Genomic DNA, 26304 nt, shown 5'->3' on the forward strand with positions numbered 1-26304 from the left:
GCCGGGTCAGTCCGCCCGCCGGACACCGATCTCGCGCAGGAAGTCCACGAGGATCCGGGTGAATCCCTGCGGCTGCTCCATCGTCGTGTAGTGGCCGGCGCCGTCCAGCGACGCGGTGCGGCCGTCGGGGACGATGTCCATCAGGGCGGTGACGGTGTCGAGCAGCGCAGGCACCTCGAAGGCACCGTTGACGGCCAGCACGGGGACGGCGATGCCCCTGGCGCGGGAGGCCAGGTCCTCGACCGGCACGCGGTGGTCCGGCTCGTCCGGGGTGTGCTTCATCAGGGTGTTCAGGGCCATCGCACGGACCTGCGCCACGACCGCCGGGTCGACCTCGTCGACGCCGCGCTCCGGCCCGGCGATCCACTCGACGAAACCGTCGAGGTAGCCGTGGACATCTCCGCCGGCCATCGCCGCACCCTGCCGCCCGGCGACGGCGGCCGACCAGGGGTCGGTGAGGTCCGGCTCGCCCAGACCCCGGCCGCTGACGACCAGGGCGCGCACCAGCTCCGGGTGGGCGACGGCCGTGTCGATGCCGATCAGCGCACCCATCGAGACGCCCACCAGCACGACCTGACGCAGCCCCAGGTGCCGCAGCAGGTCCGCGAGGTCGTCGGCCTGCCGGAACGGCCCGCTCGCGTTGGCGGAACGGCCGTGGCCTCGGGCGTCGGGCGCGATCACCCGGTGGCCGAGGGCGGTCAGGCCCGGAATCAGGTTGTCGAACTGCGTGCTGTCCACGAACACGCTGTGCAGGAGCACCAGCACCTCGCCGTCGCGTGGCCCCTCGTCGCGGTAGGCGAGCAGGCCGTCGGTGGACCGGAAGGTCTCGAACGCAATCTCCATCATGACAACCAAGGTGTCATGACGGAGCGAGAATGGCAACCCGGTTGTCATGTGGTGTGAGACAGTGGTGCCGTGACCGAACCGGCCCCCGAACCCCTCTCCCCCGACCTGCTGCCCGGACGCCTGATGGAAGTCTTCGCGCTCGTCGGCCCGCTCTACCGCCGCGTCCAGCGCCGCATCGAACTCGACGCCGCCCAGGGCGTCTCCGTGGGCGTGCGCGCCGTCCTGGACCTGCTCCGCGAGAACGGCCCGATGACCGTCCCGCAGATGGGCCGGGCCCAGTCACTGAGCCGCCAGTTCGTCCAGCGCATGGTCAACGACGCCGCGGAGCGCCACCTCGTCGAGAGCATCCCCAACCCCGCGCACCGACGCTCCTCGCTGATCCGGCTGACCGACGACGGCCGCGCGGCGATCACCGTTATCACCACCCGCGAGCACACCCTGCTCCGCCGGGCCGGCGGCGACCTCACCGACGCCGACATCACCGCCTGCGTGCACGTCCTGGCCCGGATGCTGGAACTCTTCGACGACGTCGACCTCACCGACGCCGAACCGCCCTGTTAGCGGACCAGGGGGTGTCAACCCTCCCGGGGCGGAGCGGCCTTGTCGGCGGTCGGGGGCCAGGGCCGCTCACCGGTCTCGCAGTGGTAGCACCGGGCGACGCGGTCGTCGTGGTTGTACCACTCGTGCGCCCCGCAGTCCTGCGTGCCCTTGCCGAGGATGCCCCGATCCACGAGGCACCAGGGCAGGAGCGTGCGCATACGCGTGCGCCACCGGTACCGGCCTGTCCCGCTCACCCCCGGAGGCTACCGGAGCCCGGGGGCCGGAGGGCCGGAGGGCCGGGCCTCCCGGGTCGACGGTCCGGGCAGCACCACCACCGGCGCCCCGCCGACCCGCCGACCCGCCGATCCACCGCTCGCCGCTCGCCGCTCGCCGTTCGCCCGTCAGGCGCTCGCGAACACCCCTGACGGGAAGGCGCCGTTGGCCAGGGCGGTGGAGGTGAGCCGGCCGCCGATTTCGGTGAGCCGCTGGACGCCGTCCGCACCGATCGCCTCGTACGGGGCCCGCGCCAGCCGGTCGGTCCGGTCCTCGACCGCGCGTCGCAGGTCGCGGCCGGCGGTGGTGAGGCCGCCGACGGCGTCGAGCAACCCGCGTTCCGTCAGCTCCTCCGTCGCCCGCGCCCACTCGGTGTCCGTCCACCCGCGGCTGCCGCGGGCGAACGGCGCGGTGAAGCCGCGGCCGGTGGCTGTGTGGGTGATCAGCGCCTGCACGCCGTCCAGTTCGGCCGCGGCCAGGGCGACGAGGTGGCCGTCCCCGCGGTGCTCCCGCAGCAGGGTGATCGCGTGCCAGAGTGCCAGGTGGGGCTCGTCCGGCACGGGGAGCGCGGCGTGTGCCGCATAGAGGACCCGGCCCGCGACCGGGAGGGCCCGGACGGCCGGCAGCAGCAGGCCCGACGCCTCGGCGACCTCGGGGTCGTCGGCGAGACCGTCCCCCAGCAGCCGGCGCAGCACCCGGTCGACGGCGCGGTACCTGGCGTCCAGCACGCGCTCCGGGCTCGCCAGGCCCCAGGCGCGCGGCAGATGGCGGGCGACGAGCCCGGGGCTGAAGTTGAAGAACGCGGCCGCCACCGGGCCCGCCCCGACGGCACCCATCGCGGCGGCCCGGCCCGCGAAGTACCCCATCCGGCCGGGCTCCAGGCCCGCACGGGTGAACTCCTCCTCGGCCTCCGGCGCGAAGTAGACGAGCGAGTGCAATGGGTTGAGAACCCCGTGACATTTCCTACCGGCGAGTAGCGTCATGGCCGCGACTGTACCGGCACCCGCGGCGGGCGCCGGAGCCGGTCCACGGACACTGGTCCGGGCACCGGTTCAGGCGCGCGGGCGCGGGCTCCGGTTCAGCCGACGGTGAGCGTGCCGTGCATGAACGGATGGATCGTGCAGATGTAGGGGTGGTCGCCGGTGCCCGACGGGACGGTGAAGGTCGCCGTGGCGCCGGGCTGGATCGTCCCGGTGTCGAAGGACTTGTCGGTCGCGGTGAGCGTGTGCGCGGTGGTGTCCGCGTTGACGACCGTCACCGTCTCCCCCGCGTGCACCGTGGCCGCGTCCGGGCCGAACTTGAAGTTGCTGATGGTGATCTTCAGGGCGCCCGTCGAAGCCGAACCGGAGCCGCTCGGCGCCGCGCTGCCCGCGGCGGAGCCGGAAGGAGCGCCGGACGGCGCGGCAGCACTGCTGCTCGCCGACGGCGAGGCGGCCTGGGCCGAGGTGACGGGGGCCGGGGTGGCGGGCGCGCCGCCACCCGAACTGCTGGAGCACGCGCCGGCCGTGAGGGCCAGCAGTGCGACACCGATGGCGAGGCGCAGGCGGATGGTCGTCACAGTCGGGAGCCGTTCGTGGAGGGGGATCCGGGCGGTCCGGCGCCGGACCGCGGTGTCCACTCTCGGGGCCGACCCCCGCCGGTGGGCGGCCGGCAGGGCCGAGCCGGCCCCTGGTTCACCCGCACGGGCGGGTACGCTCCGCCGAACGGCCCACCGCCCGGCATCGACCGGGCCCACGGTCCATCCGGACATGTGGGCATTCGGACATGCGGTGCGCCCGGAAATCCGTTGGCGGGCCGGCCCGGCGGCCGCCATCCTGGCCGCATGCCGATCAGGGAAGCCACCGCCGCGGACTGGCCCGCCGTCTGGCCGTTCTTCCGCACCGTCATCGCGGCGGGCGAGACCTTCACCTATCCACCGGACCTCGACGAACAGCAGGGCCGCGACTGGTGGCTCCTGCCACCGCCGAACCGCACCGTCGTCGCCCTCGACGACGCCGGGACGGTCGTGGGCACCGCCAAGATGAACACCAATCAGCAGGGCAACGGCTCGCACGTGGCCAGCGCGAGCTACCTGGTCGACCCGGCCCACGCGGGCCGGGGCGTGGGCCGGGCGCTGGTCGAGTACACGCTGGCGTGGGCAAGGGAGCACGGCTACCGCGCGATGCAGTTCAACGCGGTCGTCGAGACCAACGTCCACGCGGTCCACCTGTACCGCTCGCTCGGCTTCGCGGTGATCGGCACCGTACCGGAGGGGTTCCGGCACCCGTCCCGGGGCTACGTCGGACTGCACGTCATGCACCGCACGCTGTAGGCCCCGGGACACCGGCCGCCGGGCCGGAGCCCGGCCGGCTCAGCCCTCGGTCGACCTCGCCCAGAGGTTGAGGTCGGCGTCGGTGGCGTACTTGTCGATCTCCACGAGCTCCTCGGCGGTGAGCGGCGCGCTCCGCACCGCCGCGACGTTGCTCTCCAGCTGCGCCACCGAGGAGGCGCCGATCAGCGCGGAGGTCATCCGCGGGTCGCGCAGCAGCCACGTCAGGGCGAGCTGGGCCAGCGACTGACCCCGCCCGGCGGCGATCTCGTTGAGCGCGGTCAGCTTGCCGAGGGTCGCCTCGGTGAGGGTGGCCGGGTCCAGTGACTTGCCCTGCGCCGCCCGGGATCCCGCCGGAATCCCCTTCAGGTAGCGATCGGTCAGGATGCCCTGGGAGAGCGGCGCGAAGCCGATGCAGCCCGCCCCCTCGGCCTCCAGGACGTCGAGCAGCCCGTCGACCTCGATCCAGCGGTTGAGCATCGAGTACGACGGCTGGTGGATCAGCAGCGGCACGCCCAGGTCACGCAGGATGGCAGCGGCCTCCCGGGTCTTCTCCGCGTTGTAGGAGGAGATGCCGGCGTACAGCGCCTTGCCCTGCCGGACGGCCGACGCCAGCGCCCCCATGGTCTCCTCGAGCGGGGTCTGCGGGTCGAACCGGTGGGAGTAGAAGATGTCGACGTAGTCGAGGCCCATCCGGCGCAGCGACTGGTCGAGGCTGGCCGTGAGGTACTTCCGCGAGCCCCATTCGCCGTACGGGCCGGGCCACATGTCGTAGCCGGCCTTGGTCGAGATGACCAGCTCGTCCCGGTACGGGGCGAAGTCCGCGGCCAGGTGCCGGCCGAAGTTGGCCTCCGCGGAGCCGTACGGCGGGCCGTAGTTGTTGGCGAGGTCGAAGTGGGTGATGCCGAGGTCGAAGGCGCGGCGCAGGATGGCGCGCTGGGAGTCCAGCGTGCGGTCGTCGCCGAAGTTGTGCCAGAGCCCGAGCGAGATCTCCGGAAGCTGGAGTCCGCTGCGGCCGCTGCGGCGGTAGGGCATGGAACCGTTGTAGCGGGCGTCGTCGGCCCGGTACGGAGCGGGAGTCATCAGATCCTCCAGAAGAAAATTGTTTTCCGTATGAACAATATGAGGAATCCCGACGTCCCGCCACGCCGACCCGGCCGCCCGGGGGCGACCGCGTCGGTCGGCCGCCCCCGTCGGCGCCGGTCGGCCCCGACGTCAGAAGGCGATGCGGACCTTGAGGGCGGTGCGGTTGTCCATCTCCCGGTAGCCGTCGGGCACCCCGTCCAGGCCGACCGTCCGGTCGAAGACCAGGCCCGGGTCGATCGCACCGGACAGCACGTCCGGCAGCAGCTCCGGGATGTACGCCCGGGCCGGCGCCACCCCGCCGCGCAGCGAGACGTTGCGGCCGAACATCTGGCCGATGTCGACGCCGGCACTGCCGCCGTGCGGGACCCCGACGTAGCCGACCGCGCCGCCGTCACGGGCGATCGAGATCGCGGTGCGCATCGACTCCTCCGTGCCCACCGCCTCCAGGACGGCGTGCGCGCCCTGCCCGCCGGTCAGCTCCCTCACCGCCTCGATCGCCGCCTCACCGCGCTCGGCCACCACGTCGGTGGCACCGAACGCCCGCGCGATCGCGGTACGCGCCTCGTGCCGCCCCAGCGCGATGATCCGGCCCGCACCCAGCCGGTGCGCGGCCAGCACCCCGCACAGCCCCACCGCACCGTCGCCGACCACCGCCACCGTCGCCCCTGGCCGCACCCCGGCCGTCACCGCCGCATGATGCCCCGTGCTCATCACGTCCGACAGCGCCAGCAGCCCCGGCAGCAGCTTCTCCTCACCCACCGCGTCCTTCGGCAGCGCCACCAGCGTGCCGTCCGCGAACGGCACCCGCACTGCCTCGCCCTGCCCGCCGTCCGACCCCACCTCGCCCCAGAACCCGCCCTCCGGACACGACGTGTGCAACCCCTCACGACAGAAGTCGCACGTCCCGTCCGACCACACGAACGGCGCCACCACGAAATCACCCGGCCGGAACCCCCGCACCTGAGCGCCGACCTCCTCCACCACACCCAGGAACTCGTGACCGATCCGCTGACCCGCCACCCGCGACGCCACCCCCCGGTACGCCCACAGGTCACTGCCGCAGATACAGGCGTTCACCACCCGCACCACCGCATCCGTCGGACGCCGCACCGCGGCATCCGGCACCTCCTCGATCCGGATGTCGTTCGGGCCGTGGATCACGGTGGCACGCACAAGAAGCTCCTGGAGGATCGGGGTCGGGTCGGCGGCGGTCGGCCGCCTGCCGCCATGCTGCTTCCCGGACGGGCCACTCGTCCAGCTACATCATCTTCAGCTCGGCATTAAGCTCGCCTTATGCTCGATGTCAGACGGCTCGTCCTCCTCCGCGACCTTGCCGACCACGGCACCGTGACGGCGGTCGCGGAGCTGCACCGTGTCACCCCGTCCGCGGTCTCCCAGCAGCTGCGCCTGTTGGAGGAGGAGACCGGCAGCCGCCTGCTGGAGCGCACGGGCCGGGCCGTCCACCTCACGGCGGCCGGACACCGGCTGGCCGAGGACACCCAGGACGTCCTGGCCGCGCTGGAACGCGCCCGCTCCCGCCTCCACCTCGGCGAGGCGAACCCGACCGGCGCCTTCCGCATCGCCTGCTTCCCGAGCGCGCTCTCCCCGCTGGCCGCCCCGCTCGCCCGGGCCCTGGAGACCGTGCACCCCGGGCTCCAGCCGCACATCACGGAGGCCGAACCCGAGGCCGCCGTCCGCCTGCTGCTGCAGCGCCGGGTGGACACAGCGCTGCTGTACCGGTACACCAACCTGGCGCCGCCCTCGCACACCGGTGTCGAGACCCACCCGGTGCGCACCGACCCGCTCGTCGCCGTCCTGCGGACGGACCACCCGGCCGCGGCCGGGAGCGGCCGCCCGGTCGAGCTGTCGCAGCTCAAGGACAGCCCGTGGATCGCCGCCCCGGCGCAGTCCGCCTGCGGTCAGGCCGTGCTGCACGCCTGCCGGTCCGCAGGCTTCACCCCCGAGGTGCGGCACACCTGCTCGGACTTCGCCGCCATGCTCGCGCTCGCGGCGAGCGGCGGGCAGGTGGCCCTCGTCCCACTGATGGCCGTCGCCGCGCTGCCGCCCTCGCTCACCGCACGCCCGGTGGCGGACGGCCGACTGGCCCGCGAGGTGGAGGCGGCCGTCCGGCCCGGCACGGCCCGGGAGCCCGCGGTGGCGGCCTGCCTCCGCGCACTGCGCGACCTGCACGTGCCTGCCACGGCACCGTCGACCTGACCGCACCCCCGTATCCAACTCCTCGGGCCATCCGCAGTCGGGAGTCGGCGAACAGCGTCCGGGTGTCGGGCGTCAAGGAACCGTCAGGGAGTCCCTCAGGCAGTCAACGAGACGTCAGGAGCGCGGATCCGGGCGCGCCGAGGACTAGCGTCGCCGAGCAAGGCCCCGACTGTCCGCCCGGCCGGACGTTCCGCACCGGCGGGCACCACATCCCGTCGAAGGAGGAAGCGATGCTCCTGCACTACCCCCGGGTCTCCCGCATCCACGCGACCGGATCCGCCGCCACTCGCGGCGGCGTACACCCGGGCACCGTCCATCACCCGGTGCCCGCCCCGACCACCGGGAGCGGCGTGGCCGTCGACCGCGGCCGGCGGACCGTCACGGTGGACGGGCGCCCGCTGTCGCTCACCTACCTCGAGTTCGAGCTCCTCGCCCACCTGGTCGGCCACCCCCAGCAGGTCTTCACCCGCCGCCAGCTCATGACCGTGGTCTGGGGCCAGACGGCGTACGGGGACGTCCGCACGGTCGACGTCCACATCGCCCGGCTGCGCCGCAAACTGGGGCCGGTGCACCGGGACGGGATCGTCACCGTCCGACAGGTCGGCTACCGGTTCGACCCCCGGGCCGCAGCCGCGGGTCCCGGCTGACCGCGGCCCGGGCCACCGCTTCGATCGCCGGGGAGGCTGATCTCGGGGGTCTGCTCATCGGCAATGCCGACGGATTCCGGGGCCCGAACGTCTCCTCGGCCCCGGAACGACGGGCCACCTGTCGACGGCGCCCGTTCACGACGTTTCGGGTCCCATGAGCCCGGCGCCTTCGGCTCAGCTCCCGGCTGCCGTACGGGTGAAGACGTGCGAGCGGCCGATCGGGGTGAAGCCTCGGCGGGCGTACCAGCCGCTCGGCCAGTCGTCGGGGTCGGCGAGGAGGAAGACCAGACCGTAGCCGGATGCGCGCTGCAGGGCGGTGGCAAGCACGGTGTCCGCGTGGCCGCGCCGGACATGACTGTCGGCGGTGACGACGTCCTCGATCTGGGCGATCCCGTGGGCCGCGTCGAGGTAGGTGTCGGCCCAGGCGCAGACGGTGCCGTTCTCGTCGCGGACGGCGAGGAAGTGGACCTGGTCGGCGCCGCGGAGCCGGGCCGTTCGACGGTCGGCGAGCTGGTGGATCACGGCATCCTCGGCCCGGGGCATCCAGATGCGGAGCTGGCGCGCCACGGCAGTTCGCAGGTCCGCGACGGAGACCGTCTCCGCGGGTGGGACAGCGGCGGTGTGCGCGCCGGAGTGGGTCATGACGAGCTCGGTCTCGTGTGCGTAGCCGGCTGCGGTGAGGGCCGGCGCGCAGGCGGCGCCGACGGCCTCGTCGAGGATCGTGATCCGGCGGTGGCGCAGGTGGCCGAGTGCGTTGTCGGCCAGAGCGGGAAGGTCGTGGGGAGCCGTCGGCCCCTCGATGACCAGCTGGTTGTGTTCGTGGGAGGCCGGGTACTCCTGGTCCAGGACCACCACGCCGCCGGGAATCTCGGTCACCGCGGCGGCCTGACGCCGGGCGAAGGACGCGCGGAAGGCGGCGATGCGCTGGAGATCCTGCCCGATATGCCATCGGTTCCTGGACCGGCGGCGACCGCTTCCGCGCTCCCAGCCGCCGTCGCGCCCGTCGCCCCCGTCCCGTCCAGCTCGGCCACCCCGTCCACCCCGTCCACCGCGTCCACCGTGTCTCCATCGGACGGAGTCGCCGAGGACCGCACGCCGAACCACTGCTCGGCGCCGTACTCCTCGAACCGGTCCGCCTCGGTGAAGCCCAGTTTCGCCGCGACCCGCATCGAGCCGGCGTTGGCGGTCTGGGTGCTGAGCACCACCGGTTCGCCGGGAAGCGCGGCGGCGAACCAGTCGAGTGCCGCGGTGCACGCCTCGGTGGCGTATCCGCGGCCCCAGGCCTCCGGCAGGAACAGGTAGCCGAGCTCGGTCTCCCCGGCCTCCGGACGGACATGGCCAGGACGCTCCGCGGCACGCGGATCGAGCGTGATCACACCGATCATCGCGCCGTCGAGTTCGAGCACGAAGACCCCGGGGCGCCGGCCCGGCACTTCGGACATGGTGCGCTCGAGCTCGTCGCGCGGTCGAGCGCCACCGACGTAGGTGCCGACCTCGGGCGAGGCGAAAAGCTCGATGAACGCCGCACGGTCCCGGGCCTCGGACGCGCGGAGCACGAGCCGCGCCGTCCTGATCGGGACGGGCGGCCAGACCACGTTTCCAAAAACGCTCATGGCGGGGAACCTATCGCACGCACACCAACGGCCGGGCCCACCCGGCGAAACCGGCAGCCGAGCCCCCGACCCGAGGCCGGAGCCGGTCGATGCCTCATCAGGACGCCGCGGCAGGCGCCGCCGGGCGGAGCACGGCGAGTTCCGCCACCCTGGAAACGGAGTTGATTGACTGGCGGGCATGACCTCCATCGCATTCGAGACCGACACTCCCGACCCGATCGCCTACCTTGACCGGCTTGCCGCGACCGAACTGGGCCGCTCCTACAAGAAGCGCATGCTCGATGAGCTCGACGTCCGACCCGGCCAGACGGTGCTGGACCTCGGCTGCGGCCCCGGCACCGACCTCGGTGCGCTCGCCGAGGCGGCCGGCACGACGGGGACGGTGATCGGTGTCGACCACGATCGGGCTGCCGTCGACGCCGCGGCTGCGCGCACAGCCGGGCAGCACACCATCGACGTCCGGCTCGGCGACGTCCACGACCTCCCGCTGCCGGACGGCGCCGCCGATCGCGCCCGCACCGACCGGGTGCTGCAGCACGTCGCCGACCCCGCCCGGGCCCTGCGCGAGATCCGCCGGGCGCTCCGGCCCGGCGGACGGCTCGTCATGGGCGAACCCGACTGGGGCACCCTGACCGTCGACCACCCGGAGAGCAGCCTGTCCCACGCCTTCACCCGCTACGTCACCGAGAAGGCCGTGCACAACTCCCGCATCGGCAGCCGGCTCCCGCGGCTGGCAGTCGAGGCCGGCTTCGCCGTACCCGCTGTCATCCCGATCACTCCCGTCTTCCGGGACGCCCAGGCCGCTGACAAGGTCATCGGGCTGGAGCGCGTCACACGTCGCGCCGTTGCCGCCGGATACTTCACCCCCGAGGCGGCACAACGCTGGCTGGACCACCTTGCGAACGGCACCTTCTTCGCGGCGGTGACGTTCTACATCGTCATGGCGGAGGCATAGGACCTTCTCCACCTCGGCGCGCCGGGGTGCGTCGGGCGCGATGCGGGCGTGGAGTCCGTGCGACAGCGCAAGGCGGCGTGAGTGCCTGCGGTTTCCCGGCACCCCGGTGGTCAGGGGCGGACGGCGCCGACGTAGGGCATGTACTCGATGGGGGTGATCTCGATGTTCTTGCCGGTGCGCGGGGCGTGGATCATCCTGCCGCCGCCGATGTAGATGCCGACGTGGTGCAGGTCGGAGTAGAAGAAGACCAGGTCACCCGGCTGGAGGTCGCTCCTGGCGACGTGCCGGCCGGCGTTCCACTGGTCCTGGGAGACCCGGGGCAGGGACACTCCCCGCGCGCCAGGCCGCCCCCGTCAGACCGGAGCAGTCGAAGGTGCCGGGACCGGTGGCGCCCCACTCGTACGGCTTGCCGAGCTGCGCGTACGCGAACTGCAGGACGGCTGCGGCACGGCCGGTGGCCGGGCCGTCGTAGGTCGCGCGGGCCGAGTCGCGGGAGGCACGGGAGGCGTCCTGCCCGTCGACCGCGGCACGGTCGGCGGCCGAGAGCCGGGAGAGCAGTGCGGTGGACTCGGCCAGCTTGGACTGCACCGCCCGCTTCTGCTCGGCCAGCGCCCGGTCCGCCCGGTCGAGCTCCGCGAGGGTCGCGGTGGCCTCCGCGCGCTGCTGGTCCAGGCGCCGCTGCTGACTCTGCATCAGGCGCAGCAGGTCGCGCTGCGAGCTCGCGGCGATGTCCTGAGCGGCGGCCCGGGTGAGGTAGTCCTCGGGGTCGGCCGACAGCATGAGGGCGACCGTCGGGTCGACCGTGCCCCCGCGGTACTCGTCGGCGGCCACCGCCGACAGCCGCTCCCGCAGTCCGCTCGCCTTCTCCTGGGCGGCGGCGACCTGGTCCTGCGCTTGAGCGGCGGTCGTGCGGAGCCGCTGCTGGGCCTCCTTGAGCCGGTTGTACGTCTCGGTGGCTGCCTCGGCCTGCTCGCCGAGCTCGTCGACCTGGGCCTTGACGCCCGCCAGGTCGGGCTTGGGCTCGGCGTGCGCGCCGCCCGCGGACGCGATCAGCGCCGATCCGGCGGCGGCCGTGGTGACGATCGCGATCCGTGCGCGGCTGGGCGGACCGGGTTTGCGGCGCGTTCCCATCGGTGTGGTCACTCCCTCGCTGGCCTGCACCGGCCCGCGGTGCACGGGCAGGTCCGGACGGTACGAAGGCATCCGCCTCCGCACATCCACGAAGTAACTTAGTAGATGAGGGCGGGTCCGGGGCAAGCACCCCTACGATGGGCCCATGACGGCACGCCCCCACCCGGCAGGTGCGCACGATGCGCAGGAGCACGACGGCGAGCGGATGGACGTCGCCGCCGCCGTCCTGGCACTGCTCGCCGACCGGACACGCCTGGCCCTGCTGCACGAACTCGGCCGGGGCGAGGCGGACGTGACGACCCTGACCGAGGCCTGCGGTGCCGCGCGCCCCTCCGTCAGCCAGCACCTCGCCAAGCTCCGCCTCGCCGGCCTGGTCACCGCCCGCAAGGACGGCCGCCGCGTGGTCTACTCGCTGCGGCACGGCCACCTGAAGCGCCTGGTCGACGAGGCGCTGAGCGTCGCCGACCACCAGATCCGCGCACTGCCGCCGCACGACTGACCCTCCATCCGCCCCCTGCCGGTCACCGGCGGCAGTGAGCACCGGCATGGCGAGCCTCCGCCAACATGTGCGCATGTATGCACGTGTTGACTATCCTGGTGGGGTCCGATCACGCCTCAGTTCCGGGACGGGGCCGATGCTGTCCGTGCTGCGCAACCGCACCTACCGCCACCTGTTCACCGCCCAGGTCGTCGCACTGGTCGGGACCGGTCTGGCGACCGTCGCACTGAGCCTGCTCGCGTACGACCTCGCCGGCGGCAACGCCTCGGCCGTCCTGGGGACGGCGCTGGCGATCAAGATGACCGCCTACGTCGCGATCGCCCCCGTGGTCGGCGCCGTCGCGGACCGGATACCGCGCCGCGCGCTGATGGCGGCCATGGACCTCACCCGCGCTGCGGTCGCCCTCGCCCTGCCCTTCGTCACCGAGATCTGGCAGGTCTACATCCTCGTCCTCCTGCTGCAGGCCGCCTCCGCCGCCTTCACGCCGACCTTCCAGGCCACCATTCCCGAGGTGCTGCCCGCCGAACGCGACTACACGCAGGCCCTGTCGATGTCCCGGCTCGCCTACGACCTGGAGAGCCTGTTCAGCCCGGCGCTGGCCGCCGCACTGCTCACCGTGGTCTCCTACACCTGGCTGTTCGCGGGCACCACCGTCGGATTCCTCGCCTCAGCCGCACTCGTCGTCTCCGCCGTGCTGCCCAAGCCGCGGCCGGTCGAGCGGGGCGGCGGCGTCCGCGACCGGGCCGCCTTCGGGACCCGCCTGTTCCTGGCCACCCCGCGCCTGCGGGCGCTGCTCGCCCTGGACCTGGCGGTCGCCGCCGCCGGGGCCATCGTCTTCGTCGACACCGTCGGTGTCGTCCGCGACCACTTCCACCGGCCGGCCGGCGCCGTCTCCTCGCCCTCGGCGCGTACGGCGCCGGCTCCATGCTGGCGGCCCTCCTGCTCCCCCGTCTCCTGCGGCGCAGCGGCGACCGTGCGGTGATGCTGCCCGCCGCCTTCGCGCTGCCCGCCGTCCTGGCCGGCGTCGCCGCCGTCACCGCCACCGCCCCGGGCGGCTGGGCCTGGCCCGCGCTGCTGGCGGCCTGGGCCGCGATCGGCGCGGCCTGCTCCGGCGTCCTCACGCCCGGCGGCCGGGTGATCCGGCGCTCCGCCGCCGACCCGGACCTGCCCGCCGCCTTCGCCGCCCAGTTCTCCTTGTCGCACAGCTGCTGGCTGCTCACCTATCCGCTGGCCGGCTGGCTCGCCGCCGGCCTCGGCCTGCCCGCCACCGCGGCCGTCCTCGGCCTGGTCGCCCTGGCCGCGGCGGTCACCGCCGCCGTGGTCTGGCCCGCGCGGGACCCGGCCCGGGTCGAGCACGTCCACGCCGACCTCCCGCCGGGCCATCCGCACCTCGCCGGCGCCCACGCCGGCGGCGGCGGATGGCGGCACGGCCACACCTTCGTGATCGACAGCCACCACCGCAGCTGGCCCACCGGGCGGCAGCACCGCGGCGCGGCCCACGGCTGACCGATCCCCCTCCCCTTCTCCGCGGCCGGGCAGTCCTGCTAGTTTGTTTTTTGCCATGACAAATGAGCGGGGTGCAGCACCGCCGCCCGCGCAGCACACCACGGCGCGCGCGACCGGCGCGGCCCGCACACGACCGCAGCGAGCAGAGGAGCCAGGCCATGACGGCAGCCCCACCCCGGAACTGGGCCGGCAACGTCACCTTCCGGGCCGCTCGGGTGCACCGCCCTTCCTCGGTGGCCGAGCTCCAGGAGATCGTGGCCGCGGCCCGGAGCGTCCGCGCCCTCGGCACCGGCCACTCCTTCAACCGGATCGCCGACACCGACGGGGACCTCGTGCGGGTCGACGGCCTGCCCGGGCGGGTGGAGATCGACCCGGCGGCACTGACCGCCACCGTCCCGGCCGGGCTGCGGTACGCGCGGCTGGCCGAGCACCTGCAGGCCCACGGCTTCGCCCTCGCCAACCTGGCCTCCCTGCCGCAGATCTCCGTGGCCGGCGCCTGCGCGACCGGCACCCACGGCTCGGGCAACGGCCGGCCTGGCCTGGCCGCGGCGGTCGCCGGCCTGCGCATGGTCGCACCGGACGGCCGGCTGGTCGAATTGCGTCGCGGCGTTCCCGAGGACCGCCTCGACGGCGCGGTGGTGGCCCTGGGGGCACTCGGGATCGTCACCGAACTCACCCTGGACATCGAGCCGACGTACGACGTCGCCCAGTGGGTCTACACCGGCCTGCCGCTGGACAGGCTGGCCGGGGCGTTCGACGCACTGTCGGGTGCGGCCTACAGCGTCAGCGTGTTCACCGACTGGGCCTCGGGCGAGGCCCGAGTCTGGCTCAAGTGCCGTACCGACAGGGACGGTTCGGACCATCCCGGGGACTCGTGGCAGGGAGCGCGCCTCGCCGGCGAAGCGCTGCACCCCATCCCCGGCATCTTCCCCGCCGCCTGCACCACGCAGGGCGGCCGCCCGGCCCGTGGCACGAACGGCTCCCGCACTTCCGACCCGACTTCACCCCCAGCAGCGGCACCGAACTCCAGTCCGAGCTGCTGCTGCCGCGCAGCGCCGCACCGCAGGCCGTCGAGGCGCTGCGCCGCATCGGCCACCGGATCGCGCCCGTCCTCCAGATCTCGGAGGTCCGCACCGTCGCTGCCGACGACCTCTGGCTCAGCCCCGCTCACGCTCGGGACTGCGTGGCCCTCCACTTCACCTGGAGCGACCGGGCGGAGGCCGTGATGCGCGCCGTCGCCGCCGTGGAGGAGGAGCTGCTGCCGCTCGGCGGCCGTCCGCACTGGGGCAAGCTGACCGCCCTCGCCCCCGGTGACGTGGCGGCGCTCCACCCCCGGGCCGCGGACTTCCGCCGCCTCATGGCGGACCACGACCCGGAGGGCAAGCTGCGCAACGACTTCGTGCGCGGCGTGTTCCCGACCTGACCGCGGCGCCGGCCTCCGCCGCCACCGGCCCGCCCGCCCTCGACCGGCCCGCCTCAGAAAGTGTTGGGTAAGCGGGGGACTACTCGGTTTTGAGGTCGTCGGCGAGGCGGCGGGCTGCTTCGGTCTCGATGGGGCCGCGCGGTTCGATCTCCTCGCCGGCGAGGCGAGCGGCCATGAGCCGGATCATCGCAACCTTGATCATCGCCTCGGCGTGCGCGGTCTTGCGTTCGTAGTCCCGTGCCAACCGTCTGCACCGCCCCAGCCAGGAGAAAGTCCGCTCCACCACCCACCTGCGGGGCAGCACCCGGAAGCCTTTCACATCGGCGTTCCGCGGCACCGCGACGATCTCCAGGTTCTCGTGCTCCGCCGCCCAGCCGACCAGGCTGGCATCGACGACATTGACGTAGCCGCCGTCGACCCAGACCAGCCCGACCTGCGGAAACAGGTTCCGGATCCCGGCAAGGACCAGCTTCGCGCCCGCCCGGTCCTGCACCGAGGCCGAGTGCACGACCGCCCGCAGCACGAGTCCACAGGTGTCCACCAGCAGGTGCCGCTTGCGGCCACGCACACGCTTGCCCGCGTCGTAGCCGATCGCCTGCCCGCCCTGGTGACTGCGAGCCGACTGCGAGTCCAGCACCGCCGCCGACGGCTGCGGATCCCGGCCGTCCGCCAGCCGGACCCGCTCGCGCAGCGCGTCGTGGACCCGGTCCCAGGTCCCGTCCGCCGTCCAGGCACGAAACCACCGATAGGCCGCGTCCCACGGCGCCAGGTCATGCGGCACCAGCCGCCAGGCACAGCCGCTGACCAGCACGTACAGCACGGTGTCCACAATCAGCCTGCGCGGGAACTTCAACGGACGGCCACCCCGACGCAGGTCCCGCTCCGGCAGCAACGGCTCGATCACCGCCCACTGAGCATCCGTCAACGACGATTCATAGGACGGCTTACACGAACAGACACACATGGCGGCGATCTTCGCGGACACCTCGCCCGCGAAGATCACAACCCATGCATCACTCCATGCAGCTGATCAATTACCCAACACTTTCTCAGCCCGTCGGCAGCGCCTGCATGGCCTTGATGAACCCGCTCTCGTCGAGCTCTCCGTCGAAGAACTGCTGCACGGCCCGGTGGAGCGGGGAGCTCGCGGCGGGCGGGTACGCCTGGTCCCAGGAGAGTTCGAACGCCGGCGCGTCCTTGACCAGGTCGTACTGGTAGGCGAGGTAGGCCGGGTTGGCGGCGGTGCCGAGGAACTTCGAGGTGTTGGTGGTGGTCGGCAGGTTGCCGATGGCGAGCTGCGCCTGCACGAACTCGTCGGAGTACTGGAGCTTGAGGAACTCGGCGACGGCCTCGGGGTGCTTGGTCTTCTTCAGCACCGAGTAGAAGTTGTTGGTGTTGCCGACGACGTCCTTCGGGTCGCCCTTGCCGTCGGTGACGGTCGGGAAGGAGCCGTAGCCGAGGTCCTTCTTGGTGAAGTCCGGGCTGGCGTCCTGCTGGGTGGAGTACTCCCAGGAGCCCATCAGCTCGAAGCCTGCCTTGCCGCGGGCCAGCAGCGCCGGCGAGCCGCCGTCGGTGAACTTCACCGAGTCGAAGCGGCTGCCGAACGCACCGGCGTCGATCAGCTGCTTCAGCATGCCCAGGGCCCGCCGGCTGTCAGCGCTCGCCCAGGCCGACTTGTCGCCGCCCAGCGCCTTCTGGAACAGGCCGGGGTCGGTGGTGCTGCTGGGCCCGGCGACGCGGTCGTAGACGTACTCGAACCACATCAGGGTCGGCCACTGGTCGCCGCCGCCGAGCGCGATCGGGGTGACCCGGCGCGTCTTGAGGACGCGCACGGCGTTCAGCAGGGCGTCCCAGGTCTTCGGCTCGGTCAGACCCGCGTCGGCGAGGACCTTCCTGTTGTTGAAGAGGAGGACAGGCTGGGTGCCGCGCATCGGGATGCCGTACGACTTGCCGTCGACCACCGCGGTGTTGAACACCGACTGGAGGAAGTTGTCCTTGAGGCCCGGATCCTGGGCGATCATGTCGTCGAGCGGCATGAGCAGACCGGCCTTGACGAACGGGGCGATCGAGCCGCCGCCCCAGTTGAAGAAGATGTCCGGGGCCTGCTTGGTGTTGATGATCGTCTGGAGCTTCTGCTGGTAGTCGGCGCCCGGGACGGTGTCCAGGACGGCCTTGACCTTGGAAGTCCTGTTGAAGGTGTCGACCAGCTGCTTCTCGACCTTGTTGGTGGCGTCCCCGTAGACCAGCACGTGGATCTCGCCGGAGTCGCCGGTGACGGACCCTCCGTCGACGGCTCCACCCCGGCTCCGGCGCCGGCCCCGGCGGCGCAGGCGGTCAGGGTGAGGCCGAGCAGCAGGGCCGTTCCGCCCGCAAGGAGGCCGCCGAGCCGGGTGGGGCGTCGCATCGCAGTACCGTGCCTTTCGAGGTCGTTCGGGGTGGGGGTGCGCCGGAGCCGGGAGACGGCGCGCCGTCCCGGGCCGGCGGCCCGGGACGGCGGCCCGGGGTCACTTCCCCGGTGCGGCCAGGATCAGGTCCTGGCGGATCGCGGTGTACGCGGACTTGGGACGGTAGTTCTCGTCGAACAGGTTCGCCGAGCCCTCGCCGGTGAACACGCCCGGCACCCAGGAGTACTTGTCGGTGAAGCCCCAGACCGTGAAGTCGGTGCAGTGCTCGGTCAGCAGGCAGCCCTGGAGCAGCACGCTGTAGGCCTCCGCCTGCGCCTCCCGTTCGGTGTTGTCGACCGGCATCGTGATCCGCACGTCGGCCTCGGTGATCGCGGTCTGGACACCCAGCTCGTCGAAGCGGCCGAGGTTGTCGGCGATGTCGTGCGGGGCCGGGTACTGCACGTCGAGGTGGCCCTGGACGCCGACGCCGTCGATCGGGACATGCTCGGCACGCAGCCGGGAGACCAGGTCGTAGAGCGCGGTGCTCTTCGCGTTGACACCCTCGATGTTGTAGTCGTTGATGAACAACTTGGCCTTCGGGTCGGCCTCGTGGGCCCAGCGGAAGGCGTCGGCGATGTAGCCGGGGCCGAGCTCCTGCAGCCAGATCGAGTTCCGCAGCGTGCCGTCGTCGTTGAACGCCTCGTTGACCACGTCCCACTGCCAGATCTGCCCCCTGAAGTGGCCGACCTCGTCGGTGATGTGACGGTGCAGGATGTCGCGGAGCTCGTCGGGGGTGAAGCTCCCGGCGGTGAGCCAGCCCGGGAGCTGGCTGTGCCACACCAGGGTGTGGCCGCGGACGAGCTGGTGGTTGGCGCGGGCGAAGGCGACGAGCTGATCCGCCGGCGCCCAGGTGTAGCTGCCGCGGGTGGGCTCGACCGACTCCCACTTCATCACGTTCTCCGGCGTGACGGACGAGAACTCGGTGGCGGCCGCGGCCTTGTAGGGGGCGTCGGCGGCCAGTGCGGCCATGTCGACCGCGGTGCCGATCCGGACCCCGGTCCGATCCCCGAGCGAGCCCAGGGACAGCGAGGCCGTATCGGCCGGCCGGCCGTGGTGCGGGGCGTCGTGCGCGGAAGCGGTGGCCTGGGGCAGGGTGCAGAGGGAGGCCGCCACGACCGCCGCCGTGGCGGCGATCAGTGCGGTGCGATTCGCCTTGGTCACAGGCGTCCTTTCGAGTTCGAAATGTTTCGGCATGTTGTCCGGAACGTTCCGGAACCTAGGGGCGCTTCAAAGCCAAGGTCAATCCCCCTGCACCACATTTCTCGACCGCACGACCGCCGGCGAGCTGCTCGCCGCGCCATCCGCCCATGCCGACCGACGCCCGATCCGCCGGCCGATCGACCACCTCATCACCGACTTGAACAGGCGTGATGCCGATCAGGCGGCACGCTGGAACCATCGGCCACGCCCGGGCCGATCGGCACACGAGCCCCTCGGCAACGATTCGACCCTCTCGCCGTCTTTCGAAACTTTTTCGGTATTTTCTTCTGTACTTTTCATTGACGCTGCTTCAGAAGGCTCTGCATACTTCCCAGGGCCGGGTGACCGACACACCCGTCCGGCGCCGGCCCCGGCACCGCCCGGCGGACCGCGGTGCCGGGCCGGTGCTGCCGTGCGCCCTTGATGCGCCCTGCTGGCCGAAACCGGTGGCTGGCTGACTTGGCTCCGATGACGATCACGGAGCGGAGGTACGGCAGTGCGGGACGAACTCACGGCCGCCCACGGCGCGGCGGCCCCCGTGCCCGCCGGACCTTCCCCCGGCCGCAGTGTGCTGTCGGTCCACGTGGGCGACCTGTACGGGGGGACGACCCGGACATTCCGCGCCGACACGCCCCACCGGGCGGCGAGCACCATGAAAATGGCGGTGCTGGCCGCCCTGTACCGCAGCGGCGCCGATCTGGACCGGCCGGTGCCGGTGCACAATGCGTTCGCATCGGCGGCCGGCGGCACCCCGTTCGGCGTCGACCGGGACGGTGACAGCGACCCCGGGCCCTGGCACGCGCTGGGGTCGGAGCGGAGCCTGCGCTGGCTGGCCGGCCGCATGATCATCCACTCGTCGAACCTCGCCACCAACCTCTGCCTGTCGCACGTCGGGCTGGAGGCCGTCGCGGAGGTCTGGCACCTGGCCGGGGCCCGCCACAGCGTGACGGGCCGCGGCATCGACGACCTCGACGCGCAGGCGCTCGGCGTGGTCAACCTGGTGACCGCCGCCGACCTCACCCGGCTGCTGTGCCGCCTGCCGCAGGAACTCCTCGACGTGCTCGCCGCCAACGCCCACCGGGTGGACCTCGCAGCCGGCCTCCCGCCCGGGACCCGGATCGCGTTCAAGAACGGCTGGTTCCCCGGGGTCCGGCACAGCGCGGGCATCGTGTACCCGCACGACGCCCCGCCGTACACGATCGCCGTCTGCTACTCCGGCCCGCTGGCCGACGGACACGACATCCACGATCCGGCAGCCCGGCTGCTGGCACGGATCTCCGCCGGCTACTGGGCCCAGCGGCACGCCATCGGCGCCGAGCACCCGCACTGACCCACGCCGCCCCAGGGCCGACGGCCGGGCCCCGGTCTCCCGGGGCCCCGGGCCGCGGCGGTGGGTGCCACCGGCCGGGCCGGAGACAACGCACCAGCGATGCACTGCCGCCGCCGCCACGCACGCGCGACGATGGAGCTGCGACCCCGTCGCGATCCGGAAGGGAGCCGACGATGACCGAGACGTTCTTCCACGCCGGCAGCGTCTACCGGCGCCAGCGGGAGGGCACAACGGCCGGGGAGGACGTGTTCGTGGTCGCCTGCGTCGGCCGCGCCCCCTGGGCTTCGGGAGCCCCCGGGAGGCGCACGGGGTCGCGTTCGGCTGGCGCCGCGGTCCGGGACCGGACGGGCCCGACCAGCCGCTCGGCTCGTACATGACCCACGACTTCGCGGGCTGGGAGGAAGTCCCCGACACCGAGCTGCCCGATCTCGTCGACAGCCCGATCCCGGTCGAGGCCGCCCGGCACACTCCGCGGGGCCCCACCGGTCAGCGGCACGGCGCCAAGGGCCGCACACCGAAACGCCACTGGTGGCGCCGCCCGGACTGACGTCCTCCCGGGCCGGCGTCCGGCGGACCGGCGTCCGTGAGCAGGCCGCCGTGAGAAGCCGCTGCGGGCCGTCGCCGTCAGCCGTCCTTCGGGTCCTTCGGTTGCTTCCGTTCGGGCCGCTGCTGCCGCTGCTGCCGTTCCTTCCGCTCCTTCCGTTCCTTCGCCTTGATCGACTCCTCCGCCTTTCGCGCCTTCCGCCGCGCCCGGTGCCGGGCGAGGCGCTCCCGGGCCACCTCCCAGCGCTCCTGCATCTGGCTGACCACGTTGTGCCACTCCTGGCGGATCTCGTCGTCCGGCGGCCGCTGCCCGCGCCGGATGCGGTCGAGTTCGTCACCGACCTCCCGGCCCAGCGCCGCCGATCCGACCAGCACGAGCGCCATGCCGAAGAGCGCCGAGAGCATCGCGAAGACGGCGCCGATCGCCCCGTAGCGGGTGGCGTAGGAGTTGAAGAGCCGCGGGAGGTACAGCGTCGCGCCCAGCGAGTAGACCGTCGCCAGCACGGCCGCGATGACACCGAACGGGAGGAGGTCCCGCCAGCCGACCCGCTTCGCAACGAGGACCCAGCCGCCCCAGGTCAGGAAGGCCACGGTCAGGGGCGCTTCGAGCAGGTAGGCGCCGAACGCGATCCGGCCGCGGCCGACGAACGCGTAGAGCCAGCCGCTCGTCACCAGGTAGACCACGAAGGCACCGGCCCATCGCAGGTCGTTCACCGTGTTGCGCACGCTGAGCGGCTTGAGCTGCCACGTCTGCTCGAACAACCGCTGCGTGGCGCGCGCGAAGCTCAGCACCGAGATCAGCAGGAAGACGAGACCGAACACACCGGCGCTGGTGTCGGCGGCCGAGGAGAACATCTTCCGCACGGCGTCGGCCCCGTCGCCCGTGAGGCCGTAGCGGTCGATGAGGCGGTCGGCGGCGGCATGCGGATTGCCGATCCGGGCCAGCACCGCTCCGCCGATGATCGCGAGCGGGATGATCGCGGTCAGCATGCTGGAGGCGAGTGCCATCGAGCGGTCGAAGCCTGCGATTCGCTGGAAGCGGTTCACCACGCGGAGCGCGAAGGCCGGACGCAACCAGAAGGTCAGCGTTCTGACGAAGCGCTCGCGGTTGATCGCTGCCGCCTTCCCCACTCGGAACCACGGGACTCCCCGGCGGCCCGAGCCTAGCCCGGCCGCCTGCCGAAAATCCCGGCCGCGGCGCCGCGCCCGGGCGGATTGCTCCGGACGGGTGAGGCCGGGAATCCGGCCGACACCGCCCCAGCAGCGCGGCCGTCGCCGCCGCGGGCCGTCCCCGGGTGCCCGGCCGGCCCGCGGCGCACATCCTGGCACTGCACGAGAAGACCGCCCGCCCGGGTACCTGCCGACACCGGCAGCGGCCCCGGGCTCCCCTGCGGTTCCGACCCCCGTCGCCGCGTCCTCCCGGATCCGGCGAGCACAGACAGGACATCCCGTGACGAAGCCCGACGCAGTGTTCATCTTCATCGGCACCTACCCCACCGAGGCCGCGGCCCGGGCCGACTACGACGTCGTCAAGGAACTGCACTCGCTCGGTGCGGTCGGCACGTACGACGCCTCCGTGATCACCAAGGACGACAACGGCAAGGTACACGTCAACAAGGACGAGACGGCCACCCGGCACGGGGCGTGGGGCGGTGCCGCGGCCGGTGCGCTCGTCGGTCTGCTGTTCCCGCCCGCGGTCATCGGCACCGCCGTGGTCGGTGCGGCCGTGGGCGGCGTCGGCGGCCACCTGTGGCGCGGCATGTCCCGGGCGGATGTGAAGGAGTTCGGGGAGCTCATCGACGACGGGCAGGCCGCGCTGGTCATCGTCGGCGAGAGCAAGGTCGCGCAGGCGGTGGAGAAGGCCGGGCTGAAGGCCGAGAAGCACATCGCCAAGGAGCTGGGGGTGAGCCCCAAGGACATCGACCAGGCCGTCCGGGAGGCGGCGTCGGAGATCGGCTGACCTGGCCGGACCTGACCGCCCCCGGCGCGCGGTGGTGCCGGGGGCGGCCGGGGCGGCCGGGCGAACGCTAGAGGCTGAGCAGGCCGATGACGTGGCCGTCCTCGTCGACCACCGGCCACGCGTCCAGGCCGCGGGAGCGCATCACGGCCGCGGCCTCGGCGGCGGGCATGTCGGCGGTGGCGAACGGGGCGCGGTCGTGCACGACGTCCCGCACCGGGGTGCGCTCGGTGTACCAGGACCTCGCCTGGAACGGCGCAAGGTGCAGCCGGGTCAGCAGCCCCGCGCAGCGTCCTCGTCGTCGCGGACCAGGGCGTGGTCGGCGCCGGAGCCGAGCAGGATGTCCATCGCCGTGTCGACCATGACGTCGTCGCTGATCTGCAGCGCCGGGCGCGTCATGAGCTCGCCGACGGTGGCGGCGGGGAGTTCGGCGGTGGTGGTGACAGGGGTGGTGGTGACGGGCGTGCTGGTCACAGGCATCGGTCCTTCCGTTCGGTCCCGCCGGCAGGGGCGGTGACCGGGCAGTGGCAGGGGAATGTCGGGGGCCGCGACGTCGGACGGACGCTCCGCCGGGTGCCGGCCGCGGTGCCCGTGGGGTGGGCACCGCGGCTCGGGCCCGGGCGGCGGCCCGGGCCCGAGGGTGTCCTAGGCAGCGGCTGCGGAGCGCCTCGGGGCGCCGCTCCGGGAGCCGCCGGAGCTCTGCCGGTTGCGGGCGGGGGCGCCGGAGCGGCGGCCGCCCCGGTTGGCGGACGCGGAGCGGCGGGGGCGCTCGACCACCGGCTCGGCGATCACGACGGGGATGCCGGTGGGCACCCGGGCGCCGGTGATGCGGGCGAGCTCCTCGTCGCTGGAGTGGACCCGGGTGGAGGCGGGGGTGATGCCGGCGTTCGCCAGCATCCGGGTGGTCTCGCGGCGCTGGTTGGGCAGCACCAGGGTGACGACCGTGCCGGACTGTCCGGCCCGGGCGGTGCGTCCGCCGCGGTGCAGGTAGTCCTTGTGGTCGGTCGGCGGGTCGAGGTTGACGACCAGGTCGAGGCCGTCGACGTGGATGCCGCGGGCCGCGACGTTGGTCGCGATCAGTGCGGTCACCCGGCCGTCGCGGAACTGCTCCAGGGTGCGGGTGCGCTGCGGCTGCGACTTTCCGCCGTGCAGGGCGGCCGCCTTCACTCCGTTGGCGAGCAGGTCCCGCACCAGGCGGTCGGCGCCGTGCTTGGTGTCGGTGAACATGATCACACCGCCCTCGCGGGAGGCGATGTGCGCGATCGTCGCGTCCTTGTCGCCGTTCTGCACGTGCAGCACGTGGTGCTCCATGGTGCTCACGGTCGCGGCGGACGGGTCCACCGAGTGCGTCACCGGGTCCTCCAGGAAGCGGCGCACGAGCCGGTCGACGTTGCGGTCCAGGGTCGCGGAGAACAGCATCGTCTGGCCGCCCTCGGCGACCTGGCCGAGCAGCTCGGTGACCTGGGGCAGGAAGCCCATGTCGGCCATCTGGTCGGCCTCGTCGAGCACGGTGATGCCGACCCCGTCCAGCTGGCAGTCACCGCGCTGGATGAGGTCCTTGAGGCGGCCGGGCGTGGCGATGACGACCTCCGCGCCGCGGTTCAGCACGTGGGCCTGACGGCCGAGCGACAGCCCGCCGACCACCGTGGCCAGCCGGAGCCGCACGGCGTGCGCGTAGGGGGTGAGCGCCTCGGTCACCTGCTGGGCCAGCTCCCGGGTGGGGACCAGGACCAGGGCCAGCGGCCTGCGGGGCTCGGCCCGCTGCCCGGCCGTCCGGGCCAGGACGGCCAGACCGAACGCGATGGTCTTGCCGGAGCCGGTGCGGCCGCGGCCCAGCACGTCGCGGCCGGCGAGCGAGTTCGGCAGGGTCGCCGCCTGGATCGGGAACGGTGCGGTGACGCCCTGCCGGGTCAGCGTCGCGAGGAGCGCCTTCGGCATGTCCAGTTCCTCGAAGGACTCGACGGCGGGCAGCGGCGGCGTGATGCTGACCGGCATCGCGAACTCACCCTGCGGGGCGGAGCTCTGACGGGCCCGCGGACCGCCGGAGCGCGGCGCGCCGCCGAAGCGCGAGCCGGCGCCGGAGCCGCCGCTGCCACTGCCGCCGAAGCGGGAGCCGCGGGCGGCACCGCCACCACCGGAGCGGGAGCCGGAGCCCGCGCCGGCGCGGGAGTTCGGGTTCTGGTAGGACGAGCGGCTGGAGCGGTTCATGCGAAGACCTTCCTCAAGGCGGCGCGTCACGAGGAGGTTTCTGCAGCGCGGGGCGCCGGCAGAGGTCGCAGCGAACGGGCCGGAAAGCAGGACGAGCGGGGGCGTGGACGGTGGAACCGTGCGGCACGTCACACCTGCGGTCGGCGCTCACCGCGGAACGGGAGCGAAGAACCTCGAACCGTGGCATCACACGGTCGGCGCCGATCCCGGACGCGGCGCGGTGCGTCTCGCGTGGGGATGGCTGCCGGTGGTCGAGCCTGTGGGCGCCGGAGTGACCGGGGAGCGGTCACGGCGCAATGCCGAGGGGCCCGCACCGGGCGTGTACGCGGTGCGGGCCCCTCGCTGCCTGGCGGGTGCCGTGGCGGAAGAACTACAGCGGGCGGATGTTCTCGGCCTGCGGGCCCTTCTGGCCCTGCGTGACGTCGAACTCGACCTTCTGGCCCTCGAGCAGCTCACGGAAGCCGTTGGCGTTGATGTTCGAGTAGTGGGCGAACACGTCAGGACCGCCACCCTCCTGCTCGATGAAGCCGAAGCCCTTTTCCGAGTTGAACCACTTCACGGTGCCATTAGCCATAAAAACTTCTCCTTCAGGGGGCTGCCGGAGTCCGCACTGTGCGGACTCCGAGTCGCCGCGATGATGACCCGCCCCGGAAAAAGATCCGGGAAACAAAAATGCGCCTGCGAAACATCAGCAGGCGCACACAAAGTTCATGGGAACCACTACTGCAACTGCCTCGACTCTAGCAGGCCCGAGCCCACGATGCGGAAATTATTTCTCCCGCCGCTCCGAGGTCAGGGTGCGGATCCGGCCCCCTTCGGCCGCGCGAACGACAACGAGCGGTACTGCTGGAGGAGTTGCCACCGCACTCGGACGCCCGGGCGCCGCATCGTGAGACCTGGCTCACGTGACGATCCCGAGGACCGACCGCCAGACCGACAGGTCGACAGGTCGACCGACCGACAGCCGACCGGAGCAAGCCGTGGCCCGTTCGTTCCTCTTCCTCCTCGGTAGCGCCCGGGTGGACGGCAACACCGAACAGCTGGCCCGCGCGGCCGCCGAGCAGTTGCCCTCCGACACGGCGCAGCAGTGGCTGCACCCGTCCCAGCTGCGGCCGGCCGACTGCTGCGACGCGCGCCACGCGGCGCAGGCCCGGCCGGACGAAGGGGACGAGACCCTGCTCCGGGAGGCGACACTCGCGGCCACGGACATCGTGCTCGCCTCGCCGCTCTACTGGTACTCGGTGTCCTCCTGGGCCAAGCGCTACCTCGACTACTGGTCGAAGTGGCTGTCCACCCCGGACCCGGGCTTCCGGGCCGCGATGGCCGGCCGCACCCTGTGGGGCGTGACGGCGATGGCGCACCGCGAGGAGGTGGTGGCCGAGCCGCTGGTTCTCACCCTCCACCACACCGCCGCCTACATGGACATGCGCTTCGGTGGCGTCCTGCTCGGCAACGGATCCCGGCCGGGCCGGGTCCGACGGACGAGCGGGCCGCCGCGCGGACGAAGACCTTCTTCGCCCAGGAGGTCCCGCTCGCCCGGTTCCCGTACGAGGAGAGATGACAGGGAGACTGCCGGGG

At 72.8% G+C, this 26304-nt stretch carries 27 protein-coding genes and 4 pseudogenes; 13 read left to right on the top strand and 18 right to left on the bottom strand.

All coding sequences use genetic code 11. The features are described 5' to 3' along the window. Window positions 1–6: 6 nt before the first annotated feature. The gene (locus ABEB13_RS05325; RefSeq protein WP_345704506.1) at window positions 7–846 is read right to left on the bottom strand and encodes an alpha/beta fold hydrolase; all 840 of its coding nucleotides are present in this window, start codon (window positions 844–846) and stop codon (window positions 7–9) included. A 123-nt stretch (window positions 847–969) separates the two neighbouring features. Between ABEB13_RS05325 and ABEB13_RS05330 the strand changes: the two genes are divergently transcribed. Further along, window positions 970–1407, top strand: a complete 438-nt coding sequence (locus ABEB13_RS05330; RefSeq protein WP_345709547.1) for a MarR family winged helix-turn-helix transcriptional regulator — start codon at window positions 970–972, stop codon at window positions 1405–1407. Between the two features lie 14 nt (window positions 1408–1421). On the opposite strand, the gene ABEB13_RS05335 is transcribed toward ABEB13_RS05330, so the two are convergent. The 3 genes from ABEB13_RS05335 to ABEB13_RS05345 all read right to left on the bottom strand — a co-directional run bounded on the left by ABEB13_RS05335 (window position 1422) and on the right by ABEB13_RS05345 (window position 3217). Then, entirely contained in the window at window positions 1422–1604 is a 183-nt protein-coding gene (locus tag ABEB13_RS05335) for a hypothetical protein (protein WP_345704507.1), read from the bottom strand. 183 nt (window positions 1605–1787) lie between these two features. Beyond that, window positions 1788–2642, bottom strand: a complete 855-nt coding sequence (locus ABEB13_RS05340) for an SCO6745 family protein (protein WP_345704508.1) — start codon at window positions 2640–2642, stop codon at window positions 1788–1790. Window positions 2643–2737: 95 nt separating this feature from the next. Beyond that, window positions 2738–3217: a cupredoxin domain-containing protein gene (locus ABEB13_RS05345; protein WP_345704509.1), complete on the bottom strand. Its 480-nt coding sequence runs from the start codon at window positions 3215–3217 to the stop codon at window positions 2738–2740. 264 nt (window positions 3218–3481) lie between these two features. Here ABEB13_RS05345 and ABEB13_RS05350 point away from each other — a divergent pair, with 264 nt between their 5' ends. Continuing rightward, window positions 3482–3970, top strand: coding sequence for a GNAT family N-acetyltransferase (locus tag ABEB13_RS05350; protein WP_345704510.1), 489 nt, complete (start codon window positions 3482–3484; stop codon window positions 3968–3970). A 39-nt stretch (window positions 3971–4009) separates the two neighbouring features. Here the strand turns inward: ABEB13_RS05350 and mgrA are convergent, their stop codons facing one another. Both mgrA and ABEB13_RS05360 read right to left on the bottom strand, forming a co-directional pair. Then, entirely contained in the window at window positions 4010–5050 is a 1041-nt protein-coding gene (gene mgrA / locus ABEB13_RS05355; RefSeq protein ID WP_345704511.1) for an L-glyceraldehyde 3-phosphate reductase, read from the bottom strand. A gap of 132 nt (window positions 5051–5182) precedes the next feature. Further along, on the bottom strand, window positions 5183–6226 hold the full coding sequence (locus ABEB13_RS05360) for a zinc-dependent alcohol dehydrogenase family protein (RefSeq protein WP_345704512.1): 1044 nt from the start codon (window positions 6224–6226) through the stop codon (window positions 5183–5185). Between the two features lie 120 nt (window positions 6227–6346). Between ABEB13_RS05360 and ABEB13_RS05365 the strand changes: the two genes are divergently transcribed. Next, window positions 6347–7270 carry a LysR family transcriptional regulator gene (locus ABEB13_RS05365; protein WP_345704513.1) on the top strand — a complete coding sequence of 308 codons (924 nt, stop codon included), beginning with the start codon at window positions 6347–6349 and terminating at the stop codon, window positions 7268–7270. A gap of 230 nt (window positions 7271–7500) precedes the next feature. After that, a complete protein-coding gene (locus tag ABEB13_RS05370) occupies window positions 7501–7917 on the top strand; it encodes a winged helix-turn-helix domain-containing protein (protein WP_380233199.1) in 417 nt (138 codons plus the stop codon). Window positions 7918–8091: 174 nt separating this feature from the next. Here the strand turns inward: ABEB13_RS05370 and ABEB13_RS05375 are convergent, their stop codons facing one another. Both ABEB13_RS05375 and ABEB13_RS05380 read right to left on the bottom strand, forming a co-directional pair. Continuing rightward, a complete protein-coding gene (locus ABEB13_RS05375) occupies window positions 8092–8793 on the bottom strand; it encodes a GNAT family N-acetyltransferase (protein ID WP_345704514.1) in 702 nt (233 codons plus the stop codon). Between the two features lie 194 nt (window positions 8794–8987). Continuing rightward, window positions 8988–9530, bottom strand: a pseudogene (locus tag ABEB13_RS05380) (GNAT family N-acetyltransferase); the annotation flags it as partial. 178 nt (window positions 9531–9708) lie between these two features. Between ABEB13_RS05380 and ABEB13_RS05385 the strand changes: the two are divergent. After that, window positions 9709–10485 (top strand): methyltransferase domain-containing protein, encoded by a 777-nt coding sequence (locus tag ABEB13_RS05385; protein WP_345704515.1) that lies wholly within the window; start codon window positions 9709–9711, stop codon window positions 10483–10485. A gap of 110 nt (window positions 10486–10595) precedes the next feature. On the opposite strand, the gene ABEB13_RS05390 is transcribed toward ABEB13_RS05385, so the two are convergent. Continuing rightward, complete coding sequence (locus ABEB13_RS05390; RefSeq protein WP_345704516.1) at window positions 10596–10814, bottom strand: C40 family peptidase; 219 nt, start codon at window positions 10812–10814, stop codon at window positions 10596–10598. Then, entirely contained in the window at window positions 10738–11616 is an 879-nt protein-coding gene (locus ABEB13_RS05395) for a coiled-coil domain-containing protein (RefSeq protein ID WP_345704517.1), read from the bottom strand. Before ABEB13_RS05395 ends, ABEB13_RS05390 begins: the two co-directional genes overlap by 77 nt. Before the next feature lie 145 nt (window positions 11617–11761). On the opposite strand from ABEB13_RS05395, the gene ABEB13_RS05400 reads away from it, so the two are divergent. From ABEB13_RS05400 to ABEB13_RS05410, 4 genes and pseudogenes are all read left to right on the top strand, one after another. After that, window positions 11762–12115 (top strand): ArsR/SmtB family transcription factor, encoded by a 354-nt coding sequence (locus tag ABEB13_RS05400; protein WP_345704518.1) that lies wholly within the window; start codon window positions 11762–11764, stop codon window positions 12113–12115. A 136-nt stretch (window positions 12116–12251) separates the two neighbouring features. Beyond that, window positions 12252–13097 carry an MFS transporter gene (locus tag ABEB13_RS40290; RefSeq protein ID WP_425559863.1) on the top strand — a complete coding sequence of 282 codons (846 nt, stop codon included), beginning with the start codon at window positions 12252–12254 and terminating at the stop codon, window positions 13095–13097. After that, window positions 13040–13621: an MFS transporter gene (locus ABEB13_RS40295; RefSeq protein ID WP_425559864.1), complete on the top strand. Its 582-nt coding sequence runs from the start codon at window positions 13040–13042 to the stop codon at window positions 13619–13621. Before ABEB13_RS40290 ends, ABEB13_RS40295 begins: the two co-directional genes overlap by 58 nt. Window positions 13622–13779: 158 nt before the next feature. Beyond that, a pseudogene (locus tag ABEB13_RS05410) lies at window positions 13780–15044 on the top strand (FAD-binding protein). A 79-nt stretch (window positions 15045–15123) separates the two neighbouring features. Here ABEB13_RS05410 and ABEB13_RS05415 read toward each other — a convergent pair. The 3 genes and pseudogenes from ABEB13_RS05415 to ABEB13_RS05425 all read right to left on the bottom strand — a co-directional run bounded on the left by ABEB13_RS05415 (window position 15124) and on the right by ABEB13_RS05425 (window position 18649). Continuing rightward, window positions 15124–16008 carry an IS5 family transposase gene (locus ABEB13_RS05415; RefSeq protein ID WP_345709548.1) on the bottom strand — a complete coding sequence of 295 codons (885 nt, stop codon included), beginning with the start codon at window positions 16006–16008 and terminating at the stop codon, window positions 15124–15126. An 85-nt stretch (window positions 16009–16093) separates the two neighbouring features. Continuing rightward, window positions 16094–17448: pseudogene (locus tag ABEB13_RS05420) on the bottom strand (ABC transporter substrate-binding protein). A gap of 100 nt (window positions 17449–17548) precedes the next feature. Beyond that, window positions 17549–18649, bottom strand: a complete 1101-nt coding sequence (locus ABEB13_RS05425; protein ID WP_345704519.1) for an endo-1,4-beta-xylanase — start codon at window positions 18647–18649, stop codon at window positions 17549–17551. Window positions 18650–19184: 535 nt separating this feature from the next. On the opposite strand from ABEB13_RS05425, the gene ABEB13_RS05430 reads away from it, so the two are divergent. Both ABEB13_RS05430 and ABEB13_RS05435 read left to right on the top strand, forming a co-directional pair. Beyond that, window positions 19185–20018: a serine hydrolase gene (locus tag ABEB13_RS05430; RefSeq protein WP_345704520.1), complete on the top strand. Its 834-nt coding sequence runs from the start codon at window positions 19185–19187 to the stop codon at window positions 20016–20018. Between the two features lie 373 nt (window positions 20019–20391). Beyond that, a complete protein-coding gene (locus tag ABEB13_RS05435; RefSeq protein ID WP_345704521.1) occupies window positions 20392–20565 on the top strand; it encodes a hypothetical protein in 174 nt (57 codons plus the stop codon). A gap of 77 nt (window positions 20566–20642) precedes the next feature. On the opposite strand, the gene ABEB13_RS05440 is transcribed toward ABEB13_RS05435, so the two are convergent. Further along, the gene (locus ABEB13_RS05440) at window positions 20643–21692 is read right to left on the bottom strand and encodes a YihY/virulence factor BrkB family protein (RefSeq protein ID WP_345704522.1); all 1050 of its coding nucleotides are present in this window, start codon (window positions 21690–21692) and stop codon (window positions 20643–20645) included. A gap of 319 nt (window positions 21693–22011) precedes the next feature. Here ABEB13_RS05440 and ABEB13_RS05445 point away from each other — a divergent pair, with 319 nt between their 5' ends. After that, the gene (locus ABEB13_RS05445) at window positions 22012–22521 is read left to right on the top strand and encodes a DUF1269 domain-containing protein (protein WP_345704523.1); all 510 of its coding nucleotides are present in this window, start codon (window positions 22012–22014) and stop codon (window positions 22519–22521) included. Window positions 22522–22588: 67 nt separating this feature from the next. Here ABEB13_RS05445 and ABEB13_RS05450 read toward each other — a convergent pair whose 3' ends face one another. The 4 genes from ABEB13_RS05450 to ABEB13_RS05465 form a co-directional block, all read right to left on the bottom strand. Further along, entirely contained in the window at window positions 22589–22735 is a 147-nt protein-coding gene (locus ABEB13_RS05450; protein ID WP_345704524.1) for a CBS domain-containing protein, read from the bottom strand. A gap of 56 nt (window positions 22736–22791) precedes the next feature. Then, entirely contained in the window at window positions 22792–22992 is a 201-nt protein-coding gene (locus ABEB13_RS05455; protein ID WP_345704525.1) for a hypothetical protein, read from the bottom strand. Between the two features lie 171 nt (window positions 22993–23163). Next, on the bottom strand, window positions 23164–24726 hold the full coding sequence (locus ABEB13_RS05460) for a DEAD/DEAH box helicase (protein WP_345704526.1): 1563 nt from the start codon (window positions 24724–24726) through the stop codon (window positions 23164–23166). Window positions 24727–25096: 370 nt separating this feature from the next. Continuing rightward, a complete protein-coding gene (locus ABEB13_RS05465; protein ID WP_045694210.1) occupies window positions 25097–25300 on the bottom strand; it encodes a cold-shock protein in 204 nt (67 codons plus the stop codon). Between the two features lie 406 nt (window positions 25301–25706). On the opposite strand from ABEB13_RS05465, the pseudogene ABEB13_RS05470 reads away from it, so the two are divergent. After that, a pseudogene (locus tag ABEB13_RS05470) lies at window positions 25707–26287 on the top strand (flavodoxin family protein). The last annotated feature ends 17 nt before the right edge of the window (window positions 26288–26304 follow it).

Origin of the sequence: Kitasatospora paranensis, assembly GCF_039544005.1 — a bacterium.
GTDB lineage: Bacteria > Actinomycetota > Actinomycetes > Streptomycetales > Streptomycetaceae > Kitasatospora > Kitasatospora paranensis.

Excerpts from the sequence above, each read along its gene's own strand:
- ABEB13_RS05325 (WP_345704506.1), bottom strand. The coding sequence starts at position 846 with ATGATGGAGATTGCGTTCGAGACCTTCCGGTCCACCGACGGCCTGCTC.
- ABEB13_RS05330 (WP_345709547.1), top strand. The coding sequence starts at position 970 with ATGGAAGTCTTCGCGCTCGTCGGCCCGCTCTACCGCCGCGTCCAGCGC.
- ABEB13_RS05335 (WP_345704507.1), bottom strand. The coding sequence starts at position 1,604 with ATGCGCACGCTCCTGCCCTGGTGCCTCGTGGATCGGGGCATCCTCGGC.
- ABEB13_RS05340 (WP_345704508.1), bottom strand. The coding sequence starts at position 2,642 with ATGACGCTACTCGCCGGTAGGAAATGTCACGGGGTTCTCAACCCATTG.
- ABEB13_RS05350 (WP_345704510.1), top strand. The coding sequence starts at position 3,482 with ATGCCGATCAGGGAAGCCACCGCCGCGGACTGGCCCGCCGTCTGGCCG.
- mgrA (WP_345704511.1), bottom strand. The coding sequence starts at position 5,050 with ATGACTCCCGCTCCGTACCGGGCCGACGACGCCCGCTACAACGGTTCC.
- ABEB13_RS05365 (WP_345704513.1), top strand. The coding sequence starts at position 6,347 with ATGCTCGATGTCAGACGGCTCGTCCTCCTCCGCGACCTTGCCGACCAC.
- ABEB13_RS05370 (WP_380233199.1), top strand. The coding sequence starts at position 7,501 with ATGCTCCTGCACTACCCCCGGGTCTCCCGCATCCACGCGACCGGATCC.
- ABEB13_RS05385 (WP_345704515.1), top strand. The coding sequence starts at position 9,709 with ATGACCTCCATCGCATTCGAGACCGACACTCCCGACCCGATCGCCTAC.
- ABEB13_RS05395 (WP_345704517.1), bottom strand. The coding sequence starts at position 11,616 with ATGGGAACGCGCCGCAAACCCGGTCCGCCCAGCCGCGCACGGATCGCG.
- ABEB13_RS05400 (WP_345704518.1), top strand. The coding sequence starts at position 11,762 with ATGACGGCACGCCCCCACCCGGCAGGTGCGCACGATGCGCAGGAGCAC.
- ABEB13_RS40290 (WP_425559863.1), top strand. The coding sequence starts at position 12,252 with ATGCTGTCCGTGCTGCGCAACCGCACCTACCGCCACCTGTTCACCGCC.
- ABEB13_RS40295 (WP_425559864.1), top strand. The coding sequence starts at position 13,040 with ATGCTGGCGGCCCTCCTGCTCCCCCGTCTCCTGCGGCGCAGCGGCGAC.
- ABEB13_RS05415 (WP_345709548.1), bottom strand. The coding sequence starts at position 16,008 with ATGTGTGTCTGTTCGTGTAAGCCGTCCTATGAATCGTCGTTGACGGAT.
- ABEB13_RS05435 (WP_345704521.1), top strand. The coding sequence starts at position 20,392 with ATGACCCACGACTTCGCGGGCTGGGAGGAAGTCCCCGACACCGAGCTG.
- ABEB13_RS05460 (WP_345704526.1), bottom strand. The coding sequence starts at position 24,726 with ATGAACCGCTCCAGCCGCTCGTCCTACCAGAACCCGAACTCCCGCGCC.
- ABEB13_RS05465 (WP_045694210.1), bottom strand. The coding sequence starts at position 25,300 with ATGGCTAATGGCACCGTGAAGTGGTTCAACTCGGAAAAGGGCTTCGGC.